17 protein-coding genes are annotated in these 18,786 nt (G+C 65.7%); 9 read left to right on the plus strand and 8 right to left on the minus strand.

Annotation, left to right across the window (positions count from 1 at the left end; translation table 11 throughout):
• Positions 1-146 precede the first annotated feature (146 nt).
• The 3 genes from LC062_RS04905 (at position 147) to LC062_RS04915 (ending at position 3,375) form a co-directional block, all read left to right on the plus strand.
• Positions 147-1,157 (plus strand): C4-dicarboxylate TRAP transporter substrate-binding protein, encoded by a 1,011-nt coding sequence (locus LC062_RS04905; RefSeq protein WP_224909921.1) that lies wholly within the window; start codon positions 147-149, stop codon positions 1,155-1,157.
• Between the two features lie 209 nt (positions 1,158-1,366).
• Positions 1,367-2,011, plus strand: coding sequence for a TRAP transporter small permease subunit (locus LC062_RS04910; protein ID WP_224909922.1), 645 nt, complete (start codon positions 1,367-1,369; stop codon positions 2,009-2,011).
• The gene (locus LC062_RS04915) at positions 2,008-3,375 is read left to right on the plus strand and encodes a TRAP transporter large permease (RefSeq protein WP_224909923.1); all 1,368 of its coding nucleotides are present in this window, start codon (positions 2,008-2,010) and stop codon (positions 3,373-3,375) included. Before LC062_RS04910 ends, LC062_RS04915 begins: the two co-directional genes overlap by 4 nt.
• Before the next feature lie 131 nt (positions 3,376-3,506).
• Here the strand turns inward: LC062_RS04915 and xseA are convergent, their stop codons facing one another.
• Positions 3,507-5,081: an exodeoxyribonuclease VII large subunit gene (xseA, locus tag LC062_RS04920; protein WP_224909924.1), complete on the minus strand. Its 1,575-nt coding sequence runs from the start codon at positions 5,079-5,081 to the stop codon at positions 3,507-3,509.
• Between the two features lie 127 nt (positions 5,082-5,208).
• Between xseA and LC062_RS04925 the strand changes: the two genes are divergently transcribed.
• The 3 genes from LC062_RS04925 to LC062_RS04935 all read left to right on the plus strand — a co-directional run bounded on the left by LC062_RS04925 (position 5,209) and on the right by LC062_RS04935 (position 8,281).
• Positions 5,209-5,958 carry a 16S rRNA (uracil(1498)-N(3))-methyltransferase gene (locus LC062_RS04925; RefSeq protein ID WP_224909925.1) on the plus strand — a complete coding sequence of 250 codons (750 nt, stop codon included), beginning with the start codon at positions 5,209-5,211 and terminating at the stop codon, positions 5,956-5,958.
• Positions 5,959-6,076: 118 nt separating this feature from the next.
• On the plus strand, positions 6,077-7,450 hold the full coding sequence (locus LC062_RS04930; protein ID WP_224909926.1) for a glutamate--cysteine ligase: 1,374 nt from the start codon (positions 6,077-6,079) through the stop codon (positions 7,448-7,450).
• A gap of 90 nt (positions 7,451-7,540) precedes the next feature.
• Entirely contained in the window at positions 7,541-8,281 is a 741-nt protein-coding gene (locus LC062_RS04935; RefSeq protein ID WP_224909927.1) for a DUF937 domain-containing protein, read from the plus strand.
• A 162-nt stretch (positions 8,282-8,443) separates the two neighbouring features.
• Here LC062_RS04935 and LC062_RS04940 read toward each other — a convergent pair whose 3' ends face one another.
• A complete protein-coding gene (locus LC062_RS04940) occupies positions 8,444-8,752 on the minus strand; it encodes a DUF1127 domain-containing protein (protein WP_224909928.1) in 309 nt (102 codons plus the stop codon).
• Between the two features lie 211 nt (positions 8,753-8,963).
• Here LC062_RS04940 and LC062_RS04945 point away from each other — a divergent pair, with 211 nt between their 5' ends.
• Complete coding sequence (locus tag LC062_RS04945) at positions 8,964-9,845, plus strand: LysR substrate-binding domain-containing protein (protein ID WP_224909929.1); 882 nt, start codon at positions 8,964-8,966, stop codon at positions 9,843-9,845.
• 19 nt (positions 9,846-9,864) lie between these two features.
• Here the strand turns inward: LC062_RS04945 and LC062_RS04950 are convergent, their stop codons facing one another.
• Both LC062_RS04950 and LC062_RS04955 read right to left on the minus strand, forming a co-directional pair.
• Positions 9,865-10,818, minus strand: a complete 954-nt coding sequence (locus LC062_RS04950) for a DMT family transporter (protein ID WP_224909930.1) — start codon at positions 10,816-10,818, stop codon at positions 9,865-9,867.
• 157 nt (positions 10,819-10,975) lie between these two features.
• Entirely contained in the window at positions 10,976-11,617 is a 642-nt protein-coding gene (locus tag LC062_RS04955; RefSeq protein WP_224909931.1) for a hypothetical protein, read from the minus strand.
• 260 nt (positions 11,618-11,877) lie between these two features.
• Here LC062_RS04955 and LC062_RS04960 point away from each other — a divergent pair, with 260 nt between their 5' ends.
• Both LC062_RS04960 and LC062_RS04965 read left to right on the plus strand, forming a co-directional pair.
• Positions 11,878-12,663 (plus strand): transporter substrate-binding domain-containing protein, encoded by a 786-nt coding sequence (locus LC062_RS04960; RefSeq protein WP_224909932.1) that lies wholly within the window; start codon positions 11,878-11,880, stop codon positions 12,661-12,663.
• Positions 12,647-13,513: an amino acid ABC transporter permease gene (locus tag LC062_RS04965; RefSeq protein ID WP_224909933.1), complete on the plus strand. Its 867-nt coding sequence runs from the start codon at positions 12,647-12,649 to the stop codon at positions 13,511-13,513. Before LC062_RS04960 ends, LC062_RS04965 begins: the two co-directional genes overlap by 17 nt.
• A gap of 86 nt (positions 13,514-13,599) precedes the next feature.
• Here the strand turns inward: LC062_RS04965 and LC062_RS04970 are convergent, their stop codons facing one another.
• The 4 genes from LC062_RS04970 to LC062_RS04985 form a co-directional block, all read right to left on the minus strand.
• A complete protein-coding gene (locus LC062_RS04970; protein WP_224909934.1) occupies positions 13,600-14,931 on the minus strand; it encodes a DUF3422 family protein in 1,332 nt (443 codons plus the stop codon).
• A 64-nt stretch (positions 14,932-14,995) separates the two neighbouring features.
• Complete coding sequence (locus tag LC062_RS04975) at positions 14,996-16,372, minus strand: TRAP transporter large permease (protein ID WP_224909935.1); 1,377 nt, start codon at positions 16,370-16,372, stop codon at positions 14,996-14,998.
• 16 nt (positions 16,373-16,388) lie between these two features.
• A complete protein-coding gene (locus LC062_RS04980) occupies positions 16,389-17,351 on the minus strand; it encodes a TRAP transporter small permease subunit (RefSeq protein WP_224909936.1) in 963 nt (320 codons plus the stop codon).
• Between the two features lie 116 nt (positions 17,352-17,467).
• Positions 17,468-18,511: a TRAP transporter substrate-binding protein gene (locus LC062_RS04985; RefSeq protein ID WP_224909937.1), complete on the minus strand. Its 1,044-nt coding sequence runs from the start codon at positions 18,509-18,511 to the stop codon at positions 17,468-17,470.
• Between the last annotated feature and the right edge of the window lie 275 nt (positions 18,512-18,786).

The raw sequence follows: 18,786 nt of genomic DNA on the forward strand, positions 1-18,786 counted from the left end.
GAGGTGCGCCCTCATCTGGCATGACGTTTGCCTGTGTCCGGTCGGTGCCGTGGAGGACGGAGCCACCGGCGTTTCGATTGTCGGAACGTCAGCGCAGGAGCACGTCGGGAAAATCGGTGCCGAACGCGCTTTATGGGAGGAATAATATGACTTTGAGCCGCAAACTGGCCGTTCTGGGAACGGCGACCCTGCTTTCCGCCGGTTTCGTCGGGGAGACCTTCGCGCTGGAATGGAATGTCTCGCTCTGGGGCAAGCGCCGGGCCTTCACCGAGCATGTCGAAAAGCTCGCCGAACTGGTCAGCGCCAAGACCAACGGCGAATTCACCCTCAATCTGGCCTATGGCGAGGCGCTGTCCAAATCGCGTGAGAACCTCGATGGCATTTCCATCGGCGCGTTCGAGATGGCGCAGTTCTGCGCCTCCTATCACGCCGACAAGAACCCGAGCCTGACCGTTCTGGAGCTGCCGTTTCTTGGCGTGCCGGATCTCAAGACCCAGGTGATGCTCGACAAGGCGGTCTACGCCCATCCGGCGGTGGAAAAGGATCTCGCCCGCTGGAATGCCAAGCTGATCATGTCCTCGCCGATGCCGCAGTACAATTTCGTCGGCAAGGGGGATGCGCCGACCAAGGTGTCGGATTTCGAGGGCATGCGCGTGCGCGCGCTCGGCGGCATCGGCAAGGCGATGGAGACCATCGGCGCGGTTCCGACCACGGTGACCGCCTCGGAGACCTTCCAGGCGATCGACAGCGGCACGGTCCGTGCGGCCTCCTTCGCTCCGCATGCGCATCTGTCGTTCAAGACGGTTGAGGCCGGCAACTGGTGGACCACCAATCTCAATCCGGGCACGGTGAACTGCCCGGTGGTGGTCAACAAGGACGCCTATGACGCGCTGCCGGAAAACTACCGCGAGGCGCTGGATTCCTCCGTCGACGAGGCGATCGATCACTATCTGGCGACCTACGACAAGGTCTACGAGAAGTGGTACCCGACCCTTGAGGAACTGAAGATCGAGCAGATCACCTTCCCCAAGGACGAGCTTGTCGCCTTCAAGGAAAAGGCCGGCAAGCCGCTGTGGGATGCCTGGGTGGTCGAGATGGACGGCAAGGGCATTCCGGGGCAGGAGCTGCTCGATCTCGTTCAGTCGAAGTTGAACTGATCCCGCCCGCAGCCCGCCTGCTGCCTGACTGAAAAAGTCGGTTCGCCGCAAGGCCCGGCCCGCCGTCCCCGGGTGATCCTGCTCCCGGGGGCGTCTGGCCGGTCGCCCTCCGCCCTGAAGGTCCTGTTCGGTGCCGTGTCGCGACGACGCGCGGCGGGTGAGGGTCTTTCGCGGAGCGGCGGGCGGCTGGCTTTCGCCCGGAGTTCCCCATGATATCGCCCTCCGCCTCTCCCGGCCGGCCCGGCACCTATATCCGTTTCGACGGGTGGCTGCTTGCCGTGGAAAATGCCTTCAACCTGATCGCCGCCGCCAGCATCCTCATCTTGATGCTGCTGGCCGTGGTCCAGATCCTCGGCCGCAATTTCTTCAACCTGCCGGTGCCCGGCTTCATCGACATCACCGAACAGGCGATGGCGGTCTTCGCCTTCATGGGCGTTGCCTATTGCCAGCGGGTCGGCGGGCATATCCGCATGGAACTGGTGCTCGGCCAGTTGCGCGGCCGCACCCTTTGGGTCGCCGAACTGGTCGGCGTCCTCCTGATCTGGCTGGTGATCGCCGCGCTGATCTACGGTTCCTGGTTCCACTTCGAGCGGGCCTGGACCAATGGTGACAGTTCCATCGACATCGGCCTGCCGATCTGGCCGTCCAAACTGCTGATCCCGGTGGCGCTGTCGCTCCTGTGGTTGCGGCTCACCATGCAGATCTACGGCTATTGGCGGCTGATCCGCCATCCTGCCGCCGAACCGATTGCCGTGCCGGTGATCACCGGCATCGAGGAGGCCGCCCGGCATGAGATCGAGGACGCCTTCGGCGATGAAAACGAAACCGACGGCAAGGAGGGAACCGGCCGATGACCCCGTTTGAAATCGGCCTGGTGATGACCGGTGTGCTGCTGCTGCTCGTCGTCTTCGGCGTGCGCGTCGCCTTTGCCGCCGCCTTTGTCGGTACGGTCGGCCTGATCGCGATCTTCACCCAGAAACTCGGCTTCGAGAAGGGGCTGGTGGTGGCGCTGAAGATGGCCGGCACCATTCCCCATTCCAAATCCGTCACCTATTCGCTGTCGGTGCTGCCGACCTTCATCCTGATCGGCTTTCTGGCGTTCTACGCCGGGTTCACCCGCCAGTTGTTCGAGGCGGCCAAGCGCTGGCTCGGCTGGCTGCCGGGTGGCATGGCTGTCGGCACGGTGTTCGCCACCGCCGGCTTTGCCGCCGTGTCAGGGGCCTCGGTCGCCACCGCCGCGGTGTTCGCCCGGGTCGCCATCCCGGAGATGCTCGCCGTCGGTTATTCCAAGCGGCTGTCCGCCGCGGTGGTGGCCGCCGGCGGTACGCTCGCCTCGCTGATCCCGCCCTCGGCAATCCTGGTGATCTACGCCATTCTGGTGGAACAGTCGGTGGCCAAGCTCCTGCTTGCCGGCTTCCTGCCGGGCATCTTCTCGGCGCTGATCTATGTGCTGATCATCGTCGGCATGTCCATGTGGAAGGGCGACGCCCCTGCGGTCGGCGGCTTCACCTGGGGCGAACGCCTGTCGTCGCTGCCCGGAACACTGCCGATCGTTGCCGTGGTGCTGATCATCTTCGTCTCGCTCTACGGCGGCTATGCAACACCGACGGAAGCGGGCGCGCTGGGCGCCTTCGTCGTGCTGGTCAGCGCCTTCGTCAACGGGATGAGGAGCAAGCAGCTCTGGCAGGCGCTGCATGAGACGGCCAAGCTGACAGTGATGATCTTCACCCTGATCTGGGGTGTCCTGGTCTATGTGCGCTTTCTCGGCTTTGCCGGTCTGCCGGAGGCGTTCAAGCTGTTCATCGTCTCGCTGGAGTTCTCGCCCTGGGTCGTGCTGATCCTGATCCTGTGCGCCTATGCGGTGCTGGGCATGTTCATTGACGCCATTGGCATGCTGATCCTGACCCTGCCGGTGGTCTATCCGGCGGTGATGGCGCTGAATGGCGGGGAGGGGGTGTCGGCCGCCGACAGCGCCTTCGGCATGTCCGGTGAACTCTGCGCGATCTGGTTCGGCATTCTGGTGGTGAAGATGGCGGAGCTGTGCCTGATCACCCCACCGATCGGGCTGAACTGCTTCGTCGTCGCCGGGGTGCGGGACGATATTCCGGTGCAGGAGGTGTTCCGGGGCTGCGTGCCGTTCTTCGTCGCCGACATCCTGACCATCGCCGGGCTGGTCGCCTTCCCGTCGATCATCACCCTGCTGCCGTCGATCATGTGAGGCGGGCCGGTCATCTCATTGGCCGGCCTTATCCTCTCGGACATGAAACGGGCGCCCCTCGCATTGCGCGGCGGGCGCCCGTTTTGCATGAGAGGACGGTGGGCGGTACTCCGGCCGTCTTCCCTTCCCCTCTAAAACAACGAGCCTTGTCCCTTGGGAGCGGATTTCGCCGATGCCTTTGCCCGGGCGGGCTTGGCCTTGCGCGGCGGCGGGGATTTGCCATCCCCGGACATGGCCATGACGTCCAGGCGGCTGGCATCGCCGAATTCCACCGAAAGGGCGCTGCCGGCGGCAACGGTCTTGGCGGAGCGCACCGGCTGGCCGTCCGCATCGCGCACCAGCGCGTAGCCGCGCGCCAGAACGTTCTTGTAGGACAGGCTGTCGAGCAGCTTGGCGGTGCCGTTGAGCCGGGCCCGGTCCGTGGCCAGCCGTTGCCCGTGGGCGCGTTCGGCCCGGGCGGCAAGGCCGCCGAGCCGCTCCCGCGACAGGGCGAGCGTGCGGGCGAGCCGGTCCGGGGTCAGCCCCCGGGAAGCGGCGGTGAGTGCGTGACGGCGGTGGTCGGTGCCGGTCGCGAGCGCCCGGCGGGCCTGCCGGTCGAGCTGGGCAAGCCGGTCGCCGAGCACGGTCAGGGTACGCCGCAGCACATGCGGCGACAGGCGCCCGGCGGCGGCGAAATAGCGGCCGCGATGATCGCGCAAGGCGGCCCGCAGCGCCGGCGCCAGCCGTTCCCCGCCATTGTCGAGCCGTTGCCGTGGCAGCGCCAGAAGGTCGCGCGGGGCGGGCAGGGCGGCAGCTGCGGCGCGCAGCTCCGTGCGCCGGTTGGCGATCAGCCGCAACAGGCCGGAGATCTGTCGCCGCGACAGATCGTCGAGACTGGCCAAGAGTTCCGAGCGGACCGGAACGGCGAATTCCGCCGCGCCCGTGGGCGTGGGCGCGCGCATATCCGCCGCATGGTCGATCAGCGTCCAGTCGGTTTCGTGCCCGACCGCCGAAATCAGCGGAATGTCGGACGCCGCCGCCGCCCGCACGACGATCTCATCGTTGAAGCTCCAAAGGTCTTCCAGCGAGCCGCCGCCCCGGGCGACGATGATCAGGTCCGGGCGCGGGATCGGCCCGCCGGGGGTGAGCCGGTTGAAGCCGGCGATGCCATTGGCGACCTCCTGGCCGGAGGTTTCGCCCTGCACCCGCACCGGCCAGACCAGCACATGCAAGGGAAAGCGGTCGGAGATCCGGTGCAGGATGTCGCGGATGACGGCGCCACTTGGCGAGGTGACCACGCCGATCACCCGGGGCAGGGCCGGCAGCGGCCGCTTGCGTGCGGTGTCGAACAGGCCTTCGGCGGCAAGCTTCTTGCGCCGTTCCTCCAGGAGCGCCATCAGCGCGCCGACCCCGGCCGGCTCCAGCGTGTCGATCACAAGCTGGTATTTGGACTGGCCCGGAAAGGTGGTGATCTTGCCGGTGGCGATCACCTCAAGCCCCTGTTCGGGCTGGATCTTCAGCCGCTTGGCCTGACCGCGCCAGACCACGCCGGCGATCACCGCATTGGCGTCCTTCAGGTCGAGATAGATATGACCGGAGGCGGGGCGGGAAATCCGTCCCAGCTCGCCGCGCACCCGCACATGGCCGAAGGTGTCCTCCATCGTGCGCTTGATCGCGCCGGAGATTTCCGACACCGAGTATTCGGCGATGTTGCTGTTCCCGGCCACAAATGCATCCCTTTGAGGTGGCGCGTCTTGCGCGCGCGCGGACAAAGTGCGAGGGGAGCGCAGCGGGGCGGCGCCGTCAAGGTGTCCGCCGCCGGTATCGACAGAGGATTTTCGCCAAGGGACCCCCATGCCCCGTTACGAGTTTCGAATGCAGCGCCTGTTCCTGCCCGCCGATCTACGCGCCGGAGAGCCGGTCTCCACGGATCGGGCGCAGGCCAATTACCTGCTCAACGTGCTGCGCCTCAAGGACGGCGATCAGGTGCTGGTGTTCAATGGCCGCGATGGTGAGTGGCGTGCCGCGCTGTCGGTGGAAGGGCGCAAGCAGCTCTCGCTGGTGCCGGTGGATCAGACCCGGCCGCAAACCCCGGTGCCGGATCTGCATTACCTGTTCGCGCCGATCAAGCACGCCCGGCTCGACTACATGGTGCAAAAGGCGGTGGAGATGGGCGCGGGAACCCTGCGACCGGTTGTCACGCGCCACACCCAGTCGTCCCGGGTCAATCTGGAGCGGATGCGCTCCAATGTGATCGAGGCCTGCGAGCAATGCGGCGTGATCGCCGTGCCGGAGGTGTGCGAGCCGGAGCCGCTCGCCCGGGTGCTGGAGCGCTGGGCGGAGGCTGGTGACGGGCGCCGTCTGGTGTTTTGCGACGAGGGCGAGGAAAGCCAGAACCCGCTTCCCGCTTTGAAGAACTTGGCTCCGGGGCCGCTGGCGGTGCTGATCGGGCCGGAAGGCGGCTTCTCGGAAGAGGAGCGGGCGATGCTGCGCGCCAGCGATTTCGTCACGCCCGTGCCGCTCGGTCCGCGCGTGCTCAGGGCGGATACGGCGGCGGTCGCCGCGCTGGCGGTGATCCAGGCGCTGATCGGCGATTGGCACTAGCCTTGTGGCAGGAAGGGGCCGGGCGCTGAAACCCCGGCCGCGATCACGAAAATTCTCATTTGTTTTGCATCGGACGCCTGAGTATGGTGCGCGCCGATCATGTGAAGGATGACGGTTCATGGCCCGCGATACCATTGATTCGACCCCGATCGCGGGAGCGTCGGAGCTCGCCGCAACGCTTGAGGCGGGATGCAAACCGCCGGAAGAGTTCCGGATCGGCACCGAGCATGAGAAGTTCGGCTTCAACATCGCCGATCTGTCGCCCATTCCCTATGAGGGCGAGCGCGGCATCAAGGCGGTGCTGGAAGGCATGGAAGGCCTTCTGGGCTGGGAGCGGATCGAGGACAACGGCCTGATCATCGGCCTTGCCGATCCGGTTGGCGGCGGTGCCATCTCGATCGAGCCGGGCGGCCAGTTCGAGTTGTCCGGCGCGCCGCTGGAAAATCTGCATCAGACCTGCCGCGAGACCAACTGCCATTTGGCGCAGGTGCGGGAAGTGGCCGAGCCGCTCGGCATCGGCTTCCTGGGGCTTGGCATGACGCCGACCTGGCGCCGCGACGAGATCCCGGTGATGCCGAAGTCGCGCTACCAGATCATGACGCGCTACATGCCCAAGGTCGGCACGCTCGGCCTCGACATGATGTACCGCACCTCGACCATTCAGGTGAATCTGGACTTCTCCAGCGAAGCGGACATGCGGCGCAAGATGCGGGTCGGTCTGGCGCTGCAGCCGGTGGCAACCGCGATTTTCGCCAATTCGCCGTTCACCGATGGCCAGCCGAACGGCTTCCGCTCCTTCCGCGGCGAGATCTGGAAGGACACGGACAATGACCGCTCCGGCGGGCTGCCTTGCGCCTTCGACGCGGGCTTCGGCTTCGAATCCTACGTGGACTGGGCGCTCGACGTACCGATGTATTTCGTCAAGCGCGGCGATGCCTATCACGATGTGACCGGCACCACCTTCCGCGCCTTCATGAACGGCGCGCTGCGCGGCGTCGTGCCGGATCCGGAGCCGAACATCGGCGACTGGAACAATCACCTGTCGACGCTGTTCCCGGATGTGCGGCTGAAGAAATATCTGGAGATGCGCGGCGCCGACGGTGGGCCGTGGCGGCGGATCTGCGCGCTGCCGGCGCTCTGGGTCGGGCTGCTCTATGATACGGGCGTGCTCGATCAGGCCGAACAGCTCGTCCGCGACTGGACGGCGGCGGAGCGGGAGACCTTACGCAACGAGGTGCCGCGCGGCGGATTGCAGACGCCGTTCCGGGGCGGTCAGGTGCTGGATGTGGCCCGCGAGATGCTGGCGCTCTCCCGCGAGGGGCTGAAGCGCCGCGCCCGGCTCAACGACGGCGGTCAGGACGAGCGGGTGCATCTGGCGGCGGTGGAAGAAAGCCTTGCCAGCGGCGAAACCCCCGCCGATGTGATGCTGCGCCGCTATCACGGCGAGTGGAACGGCGACATCAGCCGGGTCTTTGCCGAGTACGCTTATTAGGAAAAGCAATTGCGGCTGCGGCGGTTGCCATTTGACCGCCGGCGCGGCTGCGGCGATGATCGTGCCACAACCAGCAGCGGGCGAGGCACCATGCCAGACAGCTTACCATCCTTCGAGGCCTTCGATCCGGCGGCCCTGCGCGAGAGCTTCGCGCGCCAGTTCGGCTGGGGCGAGAAGGAGATGTTGCGCGCCGCCGAAGCCCTGATGCCGGCGGCGATCGCCGGGATGCGCCGGTTCGGCTCTTCCCCCGATGGCTTTGAAGGGTTGATGGCGCTGTTTCCCGGCCCCGCGCGCTTTGCCGCCGGCGCCGATCCCAAGGGCTTTCTCGGCGAGCCGCTGGCGCTGTTCTTCGGTCCGGCGGATACGCAAAAGGCCATCGCCCAGTATGTGGCGGGGCAGACCGGGCTGGAACTGCCCGGCGTGGAAACGATGATGCCGGTGGTGGCGACATTGGCGCTGGGGCAGATGGTGCGGCGCTTCACGGTCGGTCCGGCGCGCGACCTGCTCGACGCCTTCCTTGCCGGCTATGCGCGCGGACGGCCGAAGCCGATTCCAAATCCCTTGCAGGCCATGGCGCCTTATGCGGAGGCCATGCGCGCCTTCTGGGATGGCTACACCGGTCTGTTCCCGGCGACCGGCGCCGCTGCCGCCAGCCAGCCGGAGCCGGAAACGCCGACCGCTGCGGCGGAGAGCGAGACGGAGGAGGCGCAGGAGCCCGGCCTGCTCGATGCCTGGATCGGCCTTGGCCGCGACATTCAGGACAGCCAGGTGCGCAGTTTCGAAGCCCTGTTCGACAAACTGGCCGAGAAGCAGGCCGAGAAGCAGGGGTGACCGCAGCGGCGGTTGCGCAAAAAAATGCCCGCCTCCGGAGAGGCGGGCAGGTGCGTCGGCGAGGGGCCGACAGGGCAACAGGTCAGGGCCGGTCTGGGAGCCGCCGGCGCTGAGCGGTTGTTCGTGGAGGCGGTGTCCGGGTCTCCCAGGCGCGCTGGCCGGTCATGCGCCGCGCACGCCCTTGCGGGCGCGCTCTGCCCGCTGGCGCTCGCTGCGGACCAGCGACAGCCGGGTGCCCGGATCGACCTCATCGTGAATCAGCACTGCCGCGAGCACATCCGTGCGGGAGAGGCCGATGTCCTTCAGCATGTAGTCGTCGTGCGACAGCAGGGCGGCGATTTCGCGCCGGTGTTTGCGTCGCCGCCAGGCGGCCGCAACAAGGGAAAATGCGCGGTCGAGGCCAGCCGTCAGCCACCCGCGTGTGGGGGCCGGGGCTACGGATATCGGTTCGCAATTGCAGGCATGGGTCATGACGGCAGTCTCCTTTCCGGCCCCCGGTCTGGCGGAAGCCTGGTGTGCCTGGCGGACCGGATATGAGGGCCGCGCGGATCTGTTTTCTGTGTGAGGAAAAGGTAGCGAGATCCAATCAATCAAACAAACGAATGTTATCTATGGATTGTGATCGCTTTTCGTGATGTATTGATGCGAGCCGATGATCATTGCACCCCGAGAGGAGATCGTCATGCCCCATGGACTGGATATCGATCAGCTTCGCACCTTTCTGGCGATTGCCGAACTGGGCAGTTTCACCAAGGCGGCGGAGGCGGTGCACAAGACCCAGTCGGCGGTCTCCATGCAGATGCGCCGGCTTGAGGAGCGACTGGAGCGGCCGATCTTCGTCAAGGATGGCCGCAATTCCCGCCTGACCGAAGATGGCCATCGGCTGATCGAATACGCCCAGCGGATGATCCGGCTCAATGACGAGACCCTGCTGGCATTTTCCGAGCCGACCATGGTCGGCATGGTCCGGCTTGGCCTGCCGGACGATTATGCCGAACGACTGTTGCCGCAGGTGCTGGCCGCCTTCGCCCGGCTCAATCCGGCGATCGAGATTGCGGTGCAATGCCAGGGATCCATCTTCACCGGCCAGATGATCGCGCGCGGCGATCTCGATATCGCCATCGTCACCTCCGGCGATTGCGTCGGGTTCCAGGGCGACGTCATCCGCCGCGAGCAGTTGCATTGGGTCGCGCCGGCGAACCGCTGTATCCACACCGAGGAGCCGGTGCGGCTGGCATTGGGGCCGGCCACCTGTTCCTGGCGGGCGCAGGCGGTGTCGCTGCTCGACCGGCTGAACAGGCGCTACTGTGTTGCCTATTCCTCCTCCAGCGCGGCGGCGCTGATTAGCGCGGTGCAGGCCGGGCTGGCGATTGCCGTGCTGCCGGAAAGTGCGGTGCGGGCGGGGATGCGCATCCTTGGTGAGAACGATGGCTTCCCGGCGCTGCCCCATTGCGACATCACCATGCTGCGCGCCGCCACCGCGACCGATCCGGTGCATGATGCGCTCTGCGCGCATATTCAGGCGGCCATCGGCAATGTGTCCATGAACATGGCCGCCGCCTGAGGGCATTCCGTCGTTCCTGTCACGCCGGGTCGCCCACCTGTGCCTGCCGCCGGGCGCTGCCGCTGCGCAGCACCAGAAGGTTGCCCATTAGCACGCAGCCAAGGCCGGCCAGCGTGTCCGCGGTCCAGTGAAAATCCTCCATCACGGTGGAGACCAGCAGGGCAATCACCGGGAACATCACCGTTGCGTAGCCGGCGCGGGCCGCGCCGATGCGTCCCAGCAAGGTGAGATAGCAGGCGAAGGCGACCACCGAGGCGAACACCGCGAGGTAAATCATGCTGCCGAGATAGGCCGGGCTCCAGTCGATGGCGAAGGGGGCGCCGCGCAGTGCCGCGAAGGCACCCAGCAGGATGGTGCCATAGACCATGCCCCAGGCATTGGCTGAAAGCACCGGAATGCCCTCCCGCTGGTTGGCGGTGGAGATCATGTTGCCGAAGCAGAAGGACAGGGTCCCGGCGAGGCAGAAGCCGAGGCCGATCAGCGCGCCGGTGTCGAAATCACCAGCCCCGCCCATCATCTGCGGTCGGAACAGCAGCGCCACGCCGGCAAAGCCGAGCAGGCCGCCGAGCAGCACCCGCCGGCTGATCCGCTGGCCGAAAATGAGGAAGCCGAGCGCGATGTTGAACACCGAGGTGAGCGAGAACACCACCGACAACAGCCCGGAGGGCACATACTGCCCGCCATAGTAGAACAGGGTGAAGTTGGTGGAGAAGATGAAAAGCCCAAGCGCGGCGAAGCGCAGGTGGGTGCGGAAAGGGAAGCGCAGCGGCGCCCGGGCGACAAGCGCCCAGCCCATCATGATCGAGGCGGCGATGAGGAAACGCCAGAAGACCGAAACCTCCGGCGGAACGGCGCCGAGCTGCATCCGCTGCGCATACCAGGAGAAGCCCCAGATGAGGACGGTGCCTCCGTAGAGGCCGAGGTCGCCGGCCCCCAGGCTCGCATCCTCGCGCACGCCCTCTTTGTTGCCCATGGAAGGGGCTGCCCTTGTAAGACTGGTCATGTCGCGGGTGCCTGAGTGTCGGGAGACAAGGTCTGAGAGCCAAATTGCCCGAGCCGGCCTTGTCGAACCAATTCTTAATTCTGCGATGATCGATCGATTTGGTTGATTGATTGGCCGTTCAGGGGGCTCAATCCGCGGAGGAGTGCCAGCCGGGCCGGTAGGATGCGGTCAGCACAGCAACAATGCTCGGCGGTGTCAGCACCTCGACCGTTCCGATATCCGCTGCGGAGGAATGAGGGGCAAGGAGGCGGTACCCGTCAAAGCTCCAGACAAGCAGTCGGCCCGTCCGCCAGGTGAGGATCTGGCCGCCGTGCAGGAAGACGGTGCCATCGGGGAGGCTGTCCGCCGGCGCGAGATGCGTGCCTTTGTCGCGGCCGGACAGGCGCTGGTCATGGAGCGCGCGGTCCATCTCGTCGGCGCTTGGCGGGCGTTCCAGCCCCCGGGCCGCGCCCCAGGCGGCGGCGAAGGCGTGGGCGTCGTCCCGCCGGCACTCGAAACAGGGGCGATGACCGGCGGCAAGGGCGGTGACTTCATCGAGGAAGAACAGCTCGGTGTAGCCAGCGCCCATCACCTCGCGCCGCCGCCCGGCGAAATCGAGCCGGCAGCAGATCCAGCGGCGCGAGCGCCAGCGGGCGGGGCCAAGGCGCCGGGTCGCCGGGTCGTGCAGCCGCCCGCCGCGATTGCCCATCATGGTGCCGCGCGCGCGGACCGCGTGCAGGCTGCCATCCGCCGCGACCCGGTTGCAGAGCGGCCGATCACATAAAGGCATGACCGCTCCTCCCTGTTGCCGGGTCGCCAGACGAAATGCCGCGCCGCGTGATCATGTGCTGCCTCCCGGACATCGTTCTCATATGCGGAGAGTAGCAACCTCCTGTCGTCTTGGCATCGGCCTCACTGTGCGTGCCACGCGGCCAGGGGGGAGGGGGTGAGGAAATCACGCGGCTCCACTGGTCAGCCGGGAGCGGGGTTGATATGAGCGAGAGAGCCGCGCCGCACCGGGAGCGGCGGGAATCTGCAAGAGGGAATGCCATGAGATTTGTCGCCGCGCTTTTCGCGATCTTCGGTTTTGGCGCGCTCGCGCCGGCACAGGCTGCCGATCTGCCCGATCTCGGCGGACGAACGATCGTCGCGGTGACCGAGAACGCCTACACGCCGCTCAACTTCGTCGATCCGGCAACCGGCGAGGGCATCGGCTGGGAATACGATGCCATCAACGAGATCGCCCGGCGGCTCAACGCCAAGGTCGACTGGCAACTGTCGTCCTGGGATACGATGATCGAGGCGGTGCGCAACGGCCAGTTCGATGTCGGCATGGATGGCATCACCATCACCGATGAGCGCAAGCAGCAGGTCGCTTTCTCCGACCCCTACATGGTCTCCGAACAGTTCATGCTGCTCCGGGCCGACGAGGATCGCTTTGCCAATGCCAAGGAGTTCGCCGCCGATCCGGAGCTTCTGATCGGTGCCCAGCCCGGCACGACGAATTTCTATGTGGCGGTCTACAACGTGCTCGACGGCGATGAGAAGAACCCGCGCATCAAGCTGTTCGAGACCTTCGGCGCCAGCGTCCAGGCGCTGCGGGCCGGTGATGTCGACACGGTGCTGATGGATGCGACCTCGGTGCGTGGCTACATCGGTGCCTCGCCCGGATCGTTCAAGGCGCTCGACGAGCCGCTGGGCACAGAGGAATTCGGCTTCATCTTCACCCCGGGCTCGGATCTCGTCGAGCCGGTCAATGCCGCCCTGGCCGCCATGCGGGCCGATGGCACCCTGGAAAAGCTGAACAAGAAGTGGTTCTTTGACTACAACCGCTGATACCGGGGCGGCCCCCGCCCGCCGTCGCCGCAAGCCGGGCCGGGAGTTTCCCTACTGGCTGCTGGTGGCGGTGCTGCTCGCGGTCGGGTTTGCCTGGGTGATCGCCGTCGACGGCGATTACCGGTCGATCTTCTCCGCCCTGTCCCGTGGCATCGCCACCACGCTTTGGGTCACCTTCGTCGGCTTCGCGCTGGCGAGTGCGCTCGGCCTGCTGGTGGCGCTCGGGCGTAACTCCCGGCGCCGGCTGGTGCGTGAGGTCTCCACCTTCTACGTGGAGATCGTGCGCGGCATCCCGGTGCTGGTGCTGCTGTTCTACATCGCCTTCGTCGGCGCGCCGCAGCTGGTGGGCTTATGGAACTGGGCGCTGTCGCCGCTGATCGATGCCGGCATCGCCGGCAAGATGAACGTACGCGATTTCGACTTCACCTGGCGGGCGATCGTCGCGCTGATGATTTCCTATTCGGCCTTTATCGCCGAGGTGTTCCGCGCCGGAATCCAGTCGATTTCCTCCGGCCAGAGCGAGGCGGCGCGGGCGCTCGGCCTGTCGCGCTTCCAGACCTTCCGCCTTGTGGTGCTGCCGCAGGCGCTGCGCAACATCCTGCCGCCGCTCGGCAATGATTTCGTGGCGATGGTGAAGGATTCGGCGCTGGTCTCCGTACTCGGCGTGCAGGACATCACCCAACTCGGCAAAGTCTATTCCGCCTCCACCTTCCAGTTCTTCGAGACCTACAATGTTGTGGCCTATCTCTATCTGGTCATGACCGTGTCCCTGTCCCTGCTGGTGCGGGCGCTGGAAGCGCGGCTGCGGCGCAGCGATGCGGCGCGCAGCAGCGGGGGCGGAAACACGTGAAGAGCGGCGGCGTGATCGGAAATGTCGCCGGCACTGCCACCGGCGGCATCGGCAGGCCCCAGCCCGACCGTCTTGAGGCTTGCCGCTCAGGGGTGACCCTCGGTGTCGCCGTGGCTCTTGCGGATCCGGCGCACCATCAGAAAGATCACCAGGAGCACCACCGGCACGGCCAGCCCGGTCATGACCTCCGGGGCGGGCAATAGCGCGCCGAACCGGCTCTTCGTCAGCGCCTTGGTCAGATAGGCCATCAGCCCGACCACATAGTAGCTGACCGCCGCGACCGACAGCCCTTCCACCGTCTGCTGCAGCCGCAGTTGCAGCCGCGCCCGGCGGTTCATTGCCTCAAGCTGTCCGCGATTCTGTTCCTGCAACTGCACATCGACACGGGTGCGCAGCAAGGTCGCCGCGCGGGCCAGCTTGCGCGACAGGTTGGCCTGGCGCTCCTCCAGCGTTTCGCAGGTGCGCATGGCCGGCGCCATCCGCCGGGTCAGGAACTCGCTGAAGGTGAAGGAGCCGCCGCGCTGCCGTTCATCAATCGATTCCAGCCGCTGGCGCACGATCATGTAATAGGCCCGACTGGCACCGAACCGGTAGGCGCTGGCGGCCGCTCCCGCCTCCAGATCGGCGGCCAGCCGGGTCAGCTCATCGAGCAGCGTCCGGTTGGCATCGAGCCCGTCGATGGCGCGCATCCGGTCGGCAATGCCAAGCAGCCCCTGTTCGATCGCCAGCACCAGAGGGGCCTGCCGATTGGCCTCCGTCAGCCCCAGCATGGCGAAGGTGCGGTAGGTCTCAAGCTCAAGAAGGCGCTGGGTCAGGACGCCGGCCTGCACGTCACTGAGCGACCGGTCGCCGATGATCATGCGGGTCAGTCCATCGCCGTCCTGACGGAAATCGCTGGCGATGATCGCCGCGCCCTCCTCCACCTCCGAGACCGCCAGGCTGGCATGGTCGAACCGTTCCAGCCGCCGGGAAAAGGCTTCCGCATCCGCCTTGACCAGATCGAGGCGCATGGCGACGAGCAGCGGTCCGGGCGGGCGGAAGCCGGCGCCGAATGGATGGCTCGCAGGCGCCCCTTCGATATCCGCCGAGGCCGGCAACGGTCCGTCCCAGGTGTAGGTGACGAACTCGCCATGCAGCTCCCGCCGCAGGCCAGTGTCGCCGACCCTGACCAGATGATGGCGCACCGCCTCATCCGGCCCTTGCGCTCCGATCGACTGGCAATAGTCGCGGAACCAGGCATTGTCGGCCACGACCGCCTCTTCGTCGACGACGAAGCCGTAGCGCAGGAACACACGCGGGCTGGACACTGCGCGAAAGGGACGGGCATGCACCTCGCCGAGCGCGAAGCTGCGCGCCGGGTGTGGGGTGTAACTGGGCAGGCCGACATGCGGCGCGGCGTGAAATTGCGTCTCTGGCATCGTGCCCGCAAGGCTCCTCATTGACCGCAACACTGGCTCCGCATTCGCGGAGCCGCCTATCTGATCACAGGAGGAGGTCCGGAAGCCACAAAACGATGCCCGGAAACAGCATGCAAAGGGCAAGACCGATGAGCTGCAGCAGCACGAAGGGGATGATGCCCTTGTAGATGTGCTGGATCGTGACCTCCGGCGGCGCCACACCCTTCATGTAGAACAGGGCGAAGCCGAAGGGCGGCGTCAGGAAGGAGGTTTGCAGGTTGGTCGACACCAGGATCGTGAACCAGATCAGCGAGACTTCGCCAACGCCCTCGAAACCGGCGAGATGCGTCCCGAAATCCAACCGCCCGACAATCGGCCCGAACACCGGCAGGACGATCAGGGTGATCTCGACCCAGTCGAAGAAGAAGCCGAGGAAGAACACCATTCCCATCAGCACGAACAGGATGCCCCAGGGACCGACGCCGGCCCAGGCGATGAACTCATCGATCAGAGTTTCGCCGCCAAGCCAGCGGAACACCAGCGAGAAGCAGGTGGCGCCGAGAAAAATGCCGAACAGCATGGCCGTGGTCAGCGCCGAGCGGTGACACACGTCCTGCAGCACGGAAAAGCCGAGTTTGCGGTTGAGGATCGCCAGCAAGGTCGCGCCGACAGCGCCCACACCCGCCGCCTCGGTCGGCGTGGCGATGCCGGCGAAGATCGAGCCGAGCACGAGCGAGATCAGGAACACCGGCGGCACGAAGCTCTTCAGGATCATCAGCCAGAATTCGGACCGGCTGGTCGGCCCGATCTCAGCGGGCAGCGGCGGCGCGAGCCCGGGCTTCAGTCGGCACAGGATCAGGATATAGACCGCGTAAAGCGCCGCCAGCAGCAGCCCCGGCATGATCGCGGCGACAAACACCGTGCCGACCGGGATCGACAGAAGGTCCGACATGATCACCAGCATGATCGATGGCGGGATCAGGATGCCGAGGGTTCCGGAGGAGGCGATGGTGCCGGTGGCCAGCGGCAGATTGTAGTTGCGCTCCAGCATCACCGGCAGGGCCAAGAGGGTCATCATCACCACCGAGGCGCCGATGATCCCGGTGGTCGCCGCCATGATGGTGCCCATCAGCGTCACCGACAGGGCCAGCCCGCCGGGAACGCGCCGGGTCAGCACCTGGAGGCAATGCAGCAGATCTTTCGCCACACCGGATTTTTCCAGCATGGTGCCCATGAAGATGAACATCGGGATCGCCACCAGCACCGGGTTTTCCATGGTGCCGCCGAAGATGCGGTTGGGAATGATGACGAGGCGCGAAACGTTGAAGGTACCCAGTTCCTGCGCCAGAAACGCAAAGCCGAGCCCGACGCCGCCGAGGATGAAGGCCACCGGAAAGCCGGAGAACAGCAGCAGCCCCAGCGCCACGAACATGAAGATCGGCAGAAGTTCGACAAATGTCATTGGCTGAATTCCCCGATCAATCCGCTATCGGACCATTGACGGCCACATCCTCGGGCAGATCCGCGTGATGGGTGCCGGCATATTGGTTCACCTGATCGCGCAGATACGTCGGCCCGAACAGGTAGACGATGCATTTGAAGGCTGCGGACACGCCGGCAGCGAAGAGAAACGCGAAGCCGACAGGCATGGCCGCCTTGATGATCCAGCGGTGGCTGAGGCCGGTCTGGGCGGCGGAGACCTCGCCGATCCGGTAGGAGCGTTCCGCGAAGGTCCAGCCGAAGGCGATGATCAGGTAGCAGTAGGTCAGCAGGAACAGGACGATGCCCAGAAGTTCCAGCCACACCCGCGAGCGCGCCCGCAGCCTGTCGCGCACCAACTCGATCCGCACATGGGCGTCGTAGCGATAGGCGAACCCCAGACACATCAGGAACAGCAGCGAATGCAGATGCCATTCCAGTTCCTGCAGCTTGGTGGAATCGAAATAGAAGGCGGAGTCGATGATCGTGTTGTCGAAATCGAGCAGCTTGCGCTGGCTGACATCGTAGAAGATCACGATCATGGTCGGGATGAACAGCCAGGAGGCCAGCTTGCCGACGCCAACCACGATCCGGTCGATGTCGGTCGAGGCGCCAATCATTTCCTCAAACCCGCGCGGTGCGTGCCGGCGCAGCATGGCCACCATCAGCAGCACGATCAGGAGCGCCGCCGTCAGCCCCGAGATGCCGTCATAGAGCTTGAAGAAGCGCTTCGGATTGGCGCCCGCCGCCTTGATCAGCGCGGCGAAACCGTCGGGAATGACCGCGAAGAGAAAGGCGATGAACACGAGACCGGCCAGCGCCAGCGACAGCCTGGCGCGCGCCAGCCCGCCGATGGTACAGAGCACGAAGCCGGCAAGGCACAAGACATAGCCGGGAATGCCGGGTTCGAAGACAGCCAGGATCGCCAGGGCGATACCGGCAAGACAAAGCAGCGTTGCCACCAACGGAAGGGTCCCCCGCGTGCCGATCTCCGTGCACCGACCGGCGCAGGCGATCCAGGTGTCGCATTATCCGCGCGGCCGCCGGGGCCGCGCGGAGCCTTTCGGAAAACTGCAGATTACTTGAGGTAGCCGAGGTTCGACCAGGTCTTGTATTGCTCGCGGAAGGCGCTTAGCGACTCCCAGACCTTGACGAAGTTGGGGTTGGCCGCCTTCTCTTCTTCCACCACCTCAAGCCAGGCCGCCTGCAGCGCTTCGAGGATCTCCGGGCTCCATTGGTGGATGGTCACGCCCTGGGCTTGCAGCTCGGCCAGCGCCGCCGGCTGGATCGCCTCGCCCTCGGCAATGCCATAGGTGATGTTGGCATCGCAGACGGTCTCGAACACCGCCTTGGTCTGGTCGTCGAGCGCGTCCCACTCGTCCTTGTTCAGCATCAACTCGAAGATGGTCGACTGCTGGTGCCAGCCGGGGAAGTAATAGTGCTTGGCCACCTGGTAGAAGCCGAGCTTCTGATCGATCGCCGGCATGGAAAACTCGGTGGCGTCGATGGTGCCCAGCTCAAGCGCGGGGAAGATGTCGCCGCCGGCAAGAAGCTGCGTGGACACCCCGAGCTTCTGCATCACCTTGGCGCCGAGGCCGAAGAAGCGCATCTTCAGGCCCTTGAGATCGTCCACTGAATTGATTTCCTTGCGGAACCAGCCGGACGCCTCCGGGGCGATGACCGCGCAGGCAAGCGACTTGATGCCATAGGCCCCATAGACCTCGTCCATCAGCTCCTGTCCGCCGCCGAATTTCATCCAGGCGAGATACTCGGAGGCGCGCGGACCGAACGGTACCGCCGCGAACAGGGACAGCGAGGAATCCTTGCCGGTCCAGTAGCCGGGCGTCGACCAGGCCGCCTGCACCGCGCCTGAAGACACCGCGTCGAACACCTCCAGCGCCGGCACGATGGCGCCCGGTTCCTGGAATTTCAGATTGATGGTGCCGCCGGACACCGCGTTGAGTCGCTCGGACAGAACCTTGCCGAGGGTTCCCAACTGCGTCAGCGAGCCGGGATAGGTCGAGGCCATGTCCCAATCGACCTGATCGAGGGCCGAGGCCGGGCCGCCCGCGCCAATCGCAAGCGACGCCGTGACGGCAACTGCCGAAATGATTTTCTTCACTGCACCTGTCCTCCCAAAGGTTGCGCCGCCTCTTCATCACCCCAGGCGCCGCTTCGGCTTGCGGGTGTCGTGGCCCCCGCATTCGCGCAAGCAGGGTTGTGGTGCGTGCCGCCAGCATCCGCGGAAAAAAACGAACCCCGTGGCTCCGGCCTCCCAACCGGCGCAACAACCTGCCCTAACTGGATAACAATATTGACCACTGAACGCAACAGGTATTAGTTTGATCATACGCAGGGGAATGGTTGAGTTTCTCTTGGGGTTTAAGTGAATAATCA

The sequence above is a fragment of the Stappia indica genome (genome assembly GCF_020177335.1).
In the GTDB taxonomy this organism is placed as follows: domain Bacteria; phylum Pseudomonadota; class Alphaproteobacteria; order Rhizobiales; family Stappiaceae; genus Stappia; species Stappia indica_B.

Bases quoted from the DNA above. Each gene is read 5' to 3' on its own strand.
- LC062_RS04940 (WP_224909928.1), bottom strand. From the start codon at position 8,752: ATGACCCATGCCTGCAATTGCGAACCGATATCCGTAGCCCCGGCCCCC.
- LC062_RS04955 (WP_224909931.1), bottom strand. From the start codon at position 11,617: ATGCCTTTATGTGATCGGCCGCTCTGCAACCGGGTCGCGGCGGATGGC.
- LC062_RS04915 (WP_224909923.1), top strand. From the start codon at position 2,008: ATGACCCCGTTTGAAATCGGCCTGGTGATGACCGGTGTGCTGCTGCTG.
- LC062_RS04935 (WP_224909927.1), top strand. From the start codon at position 7,541: ATGCCAGACAGCTTACCATCCTTCGAGGCCTTCGATCCGGCGGCCCTG.
- LC062_RS04945 (WP_224909929.1), top strand. From the start codon at position 8,964: ATGCCCCATGGACTGGATATCGATCAGCTTCGCACCTTTCTGGCGATT.
- LC062_RS04925 (WP_224909925.1), top strand. From the start codon at position 5,209: ATGCCCCGTTACGAGTTTCGAATGCAGCGCCTGTTCCTGCCCGCCGAT.
- LC062_RS04950 (WP_224909930.1), bottom strand. From the start codon at position 10,818: ATGGGCAACAAAGAGGGCGTGCGCGAGGATGCGAGCCTGGGGGCCGGC.
- LC062_RS04910 (WP_224909922.1), top strand. From the start codon at position 1,367: ATGATATCGCCCTCCGCCTCTCCCGGCCGGCCCGGCACCTATATCCGT.
- LC062_RS04975 (WP_224909935.1), bottom strand. From the start codon at position 16,372: ATGACATTTGTCGAACTTCTGCCGATCTTCATGTTCGTGGCGCTGGGG.
- LC062_RS04960 (WP_224909932.1), top strand. From the start codon at position 11,878: ATGAGATTTGTCGCCGCGCTTTTCGCGATCTTCGGTTTTGGCGCGCTC.
- LC062_RS04970 (WP_224909934.1), bottom strand. From the start codon at position 14,931: ATGCCAGAGACGCAATTTCACGCCGCGCCGCATGTCGGCCTGCCCAGT.
- LC062_RS04905 (WP_224909921.1), top strand. From the start codon at position 147: ATGACTTTGAGCCGCAAACTGGCCGTTCTGGGAACGGCGACCCTGCTT.
- LC062_RS04930 (WP_224909926.1), top strand. From the start codon at position 6,077: ATGGCCCGCGATACCATTGATTCGACCCCGATCGCGGGAGCGTCGGAG.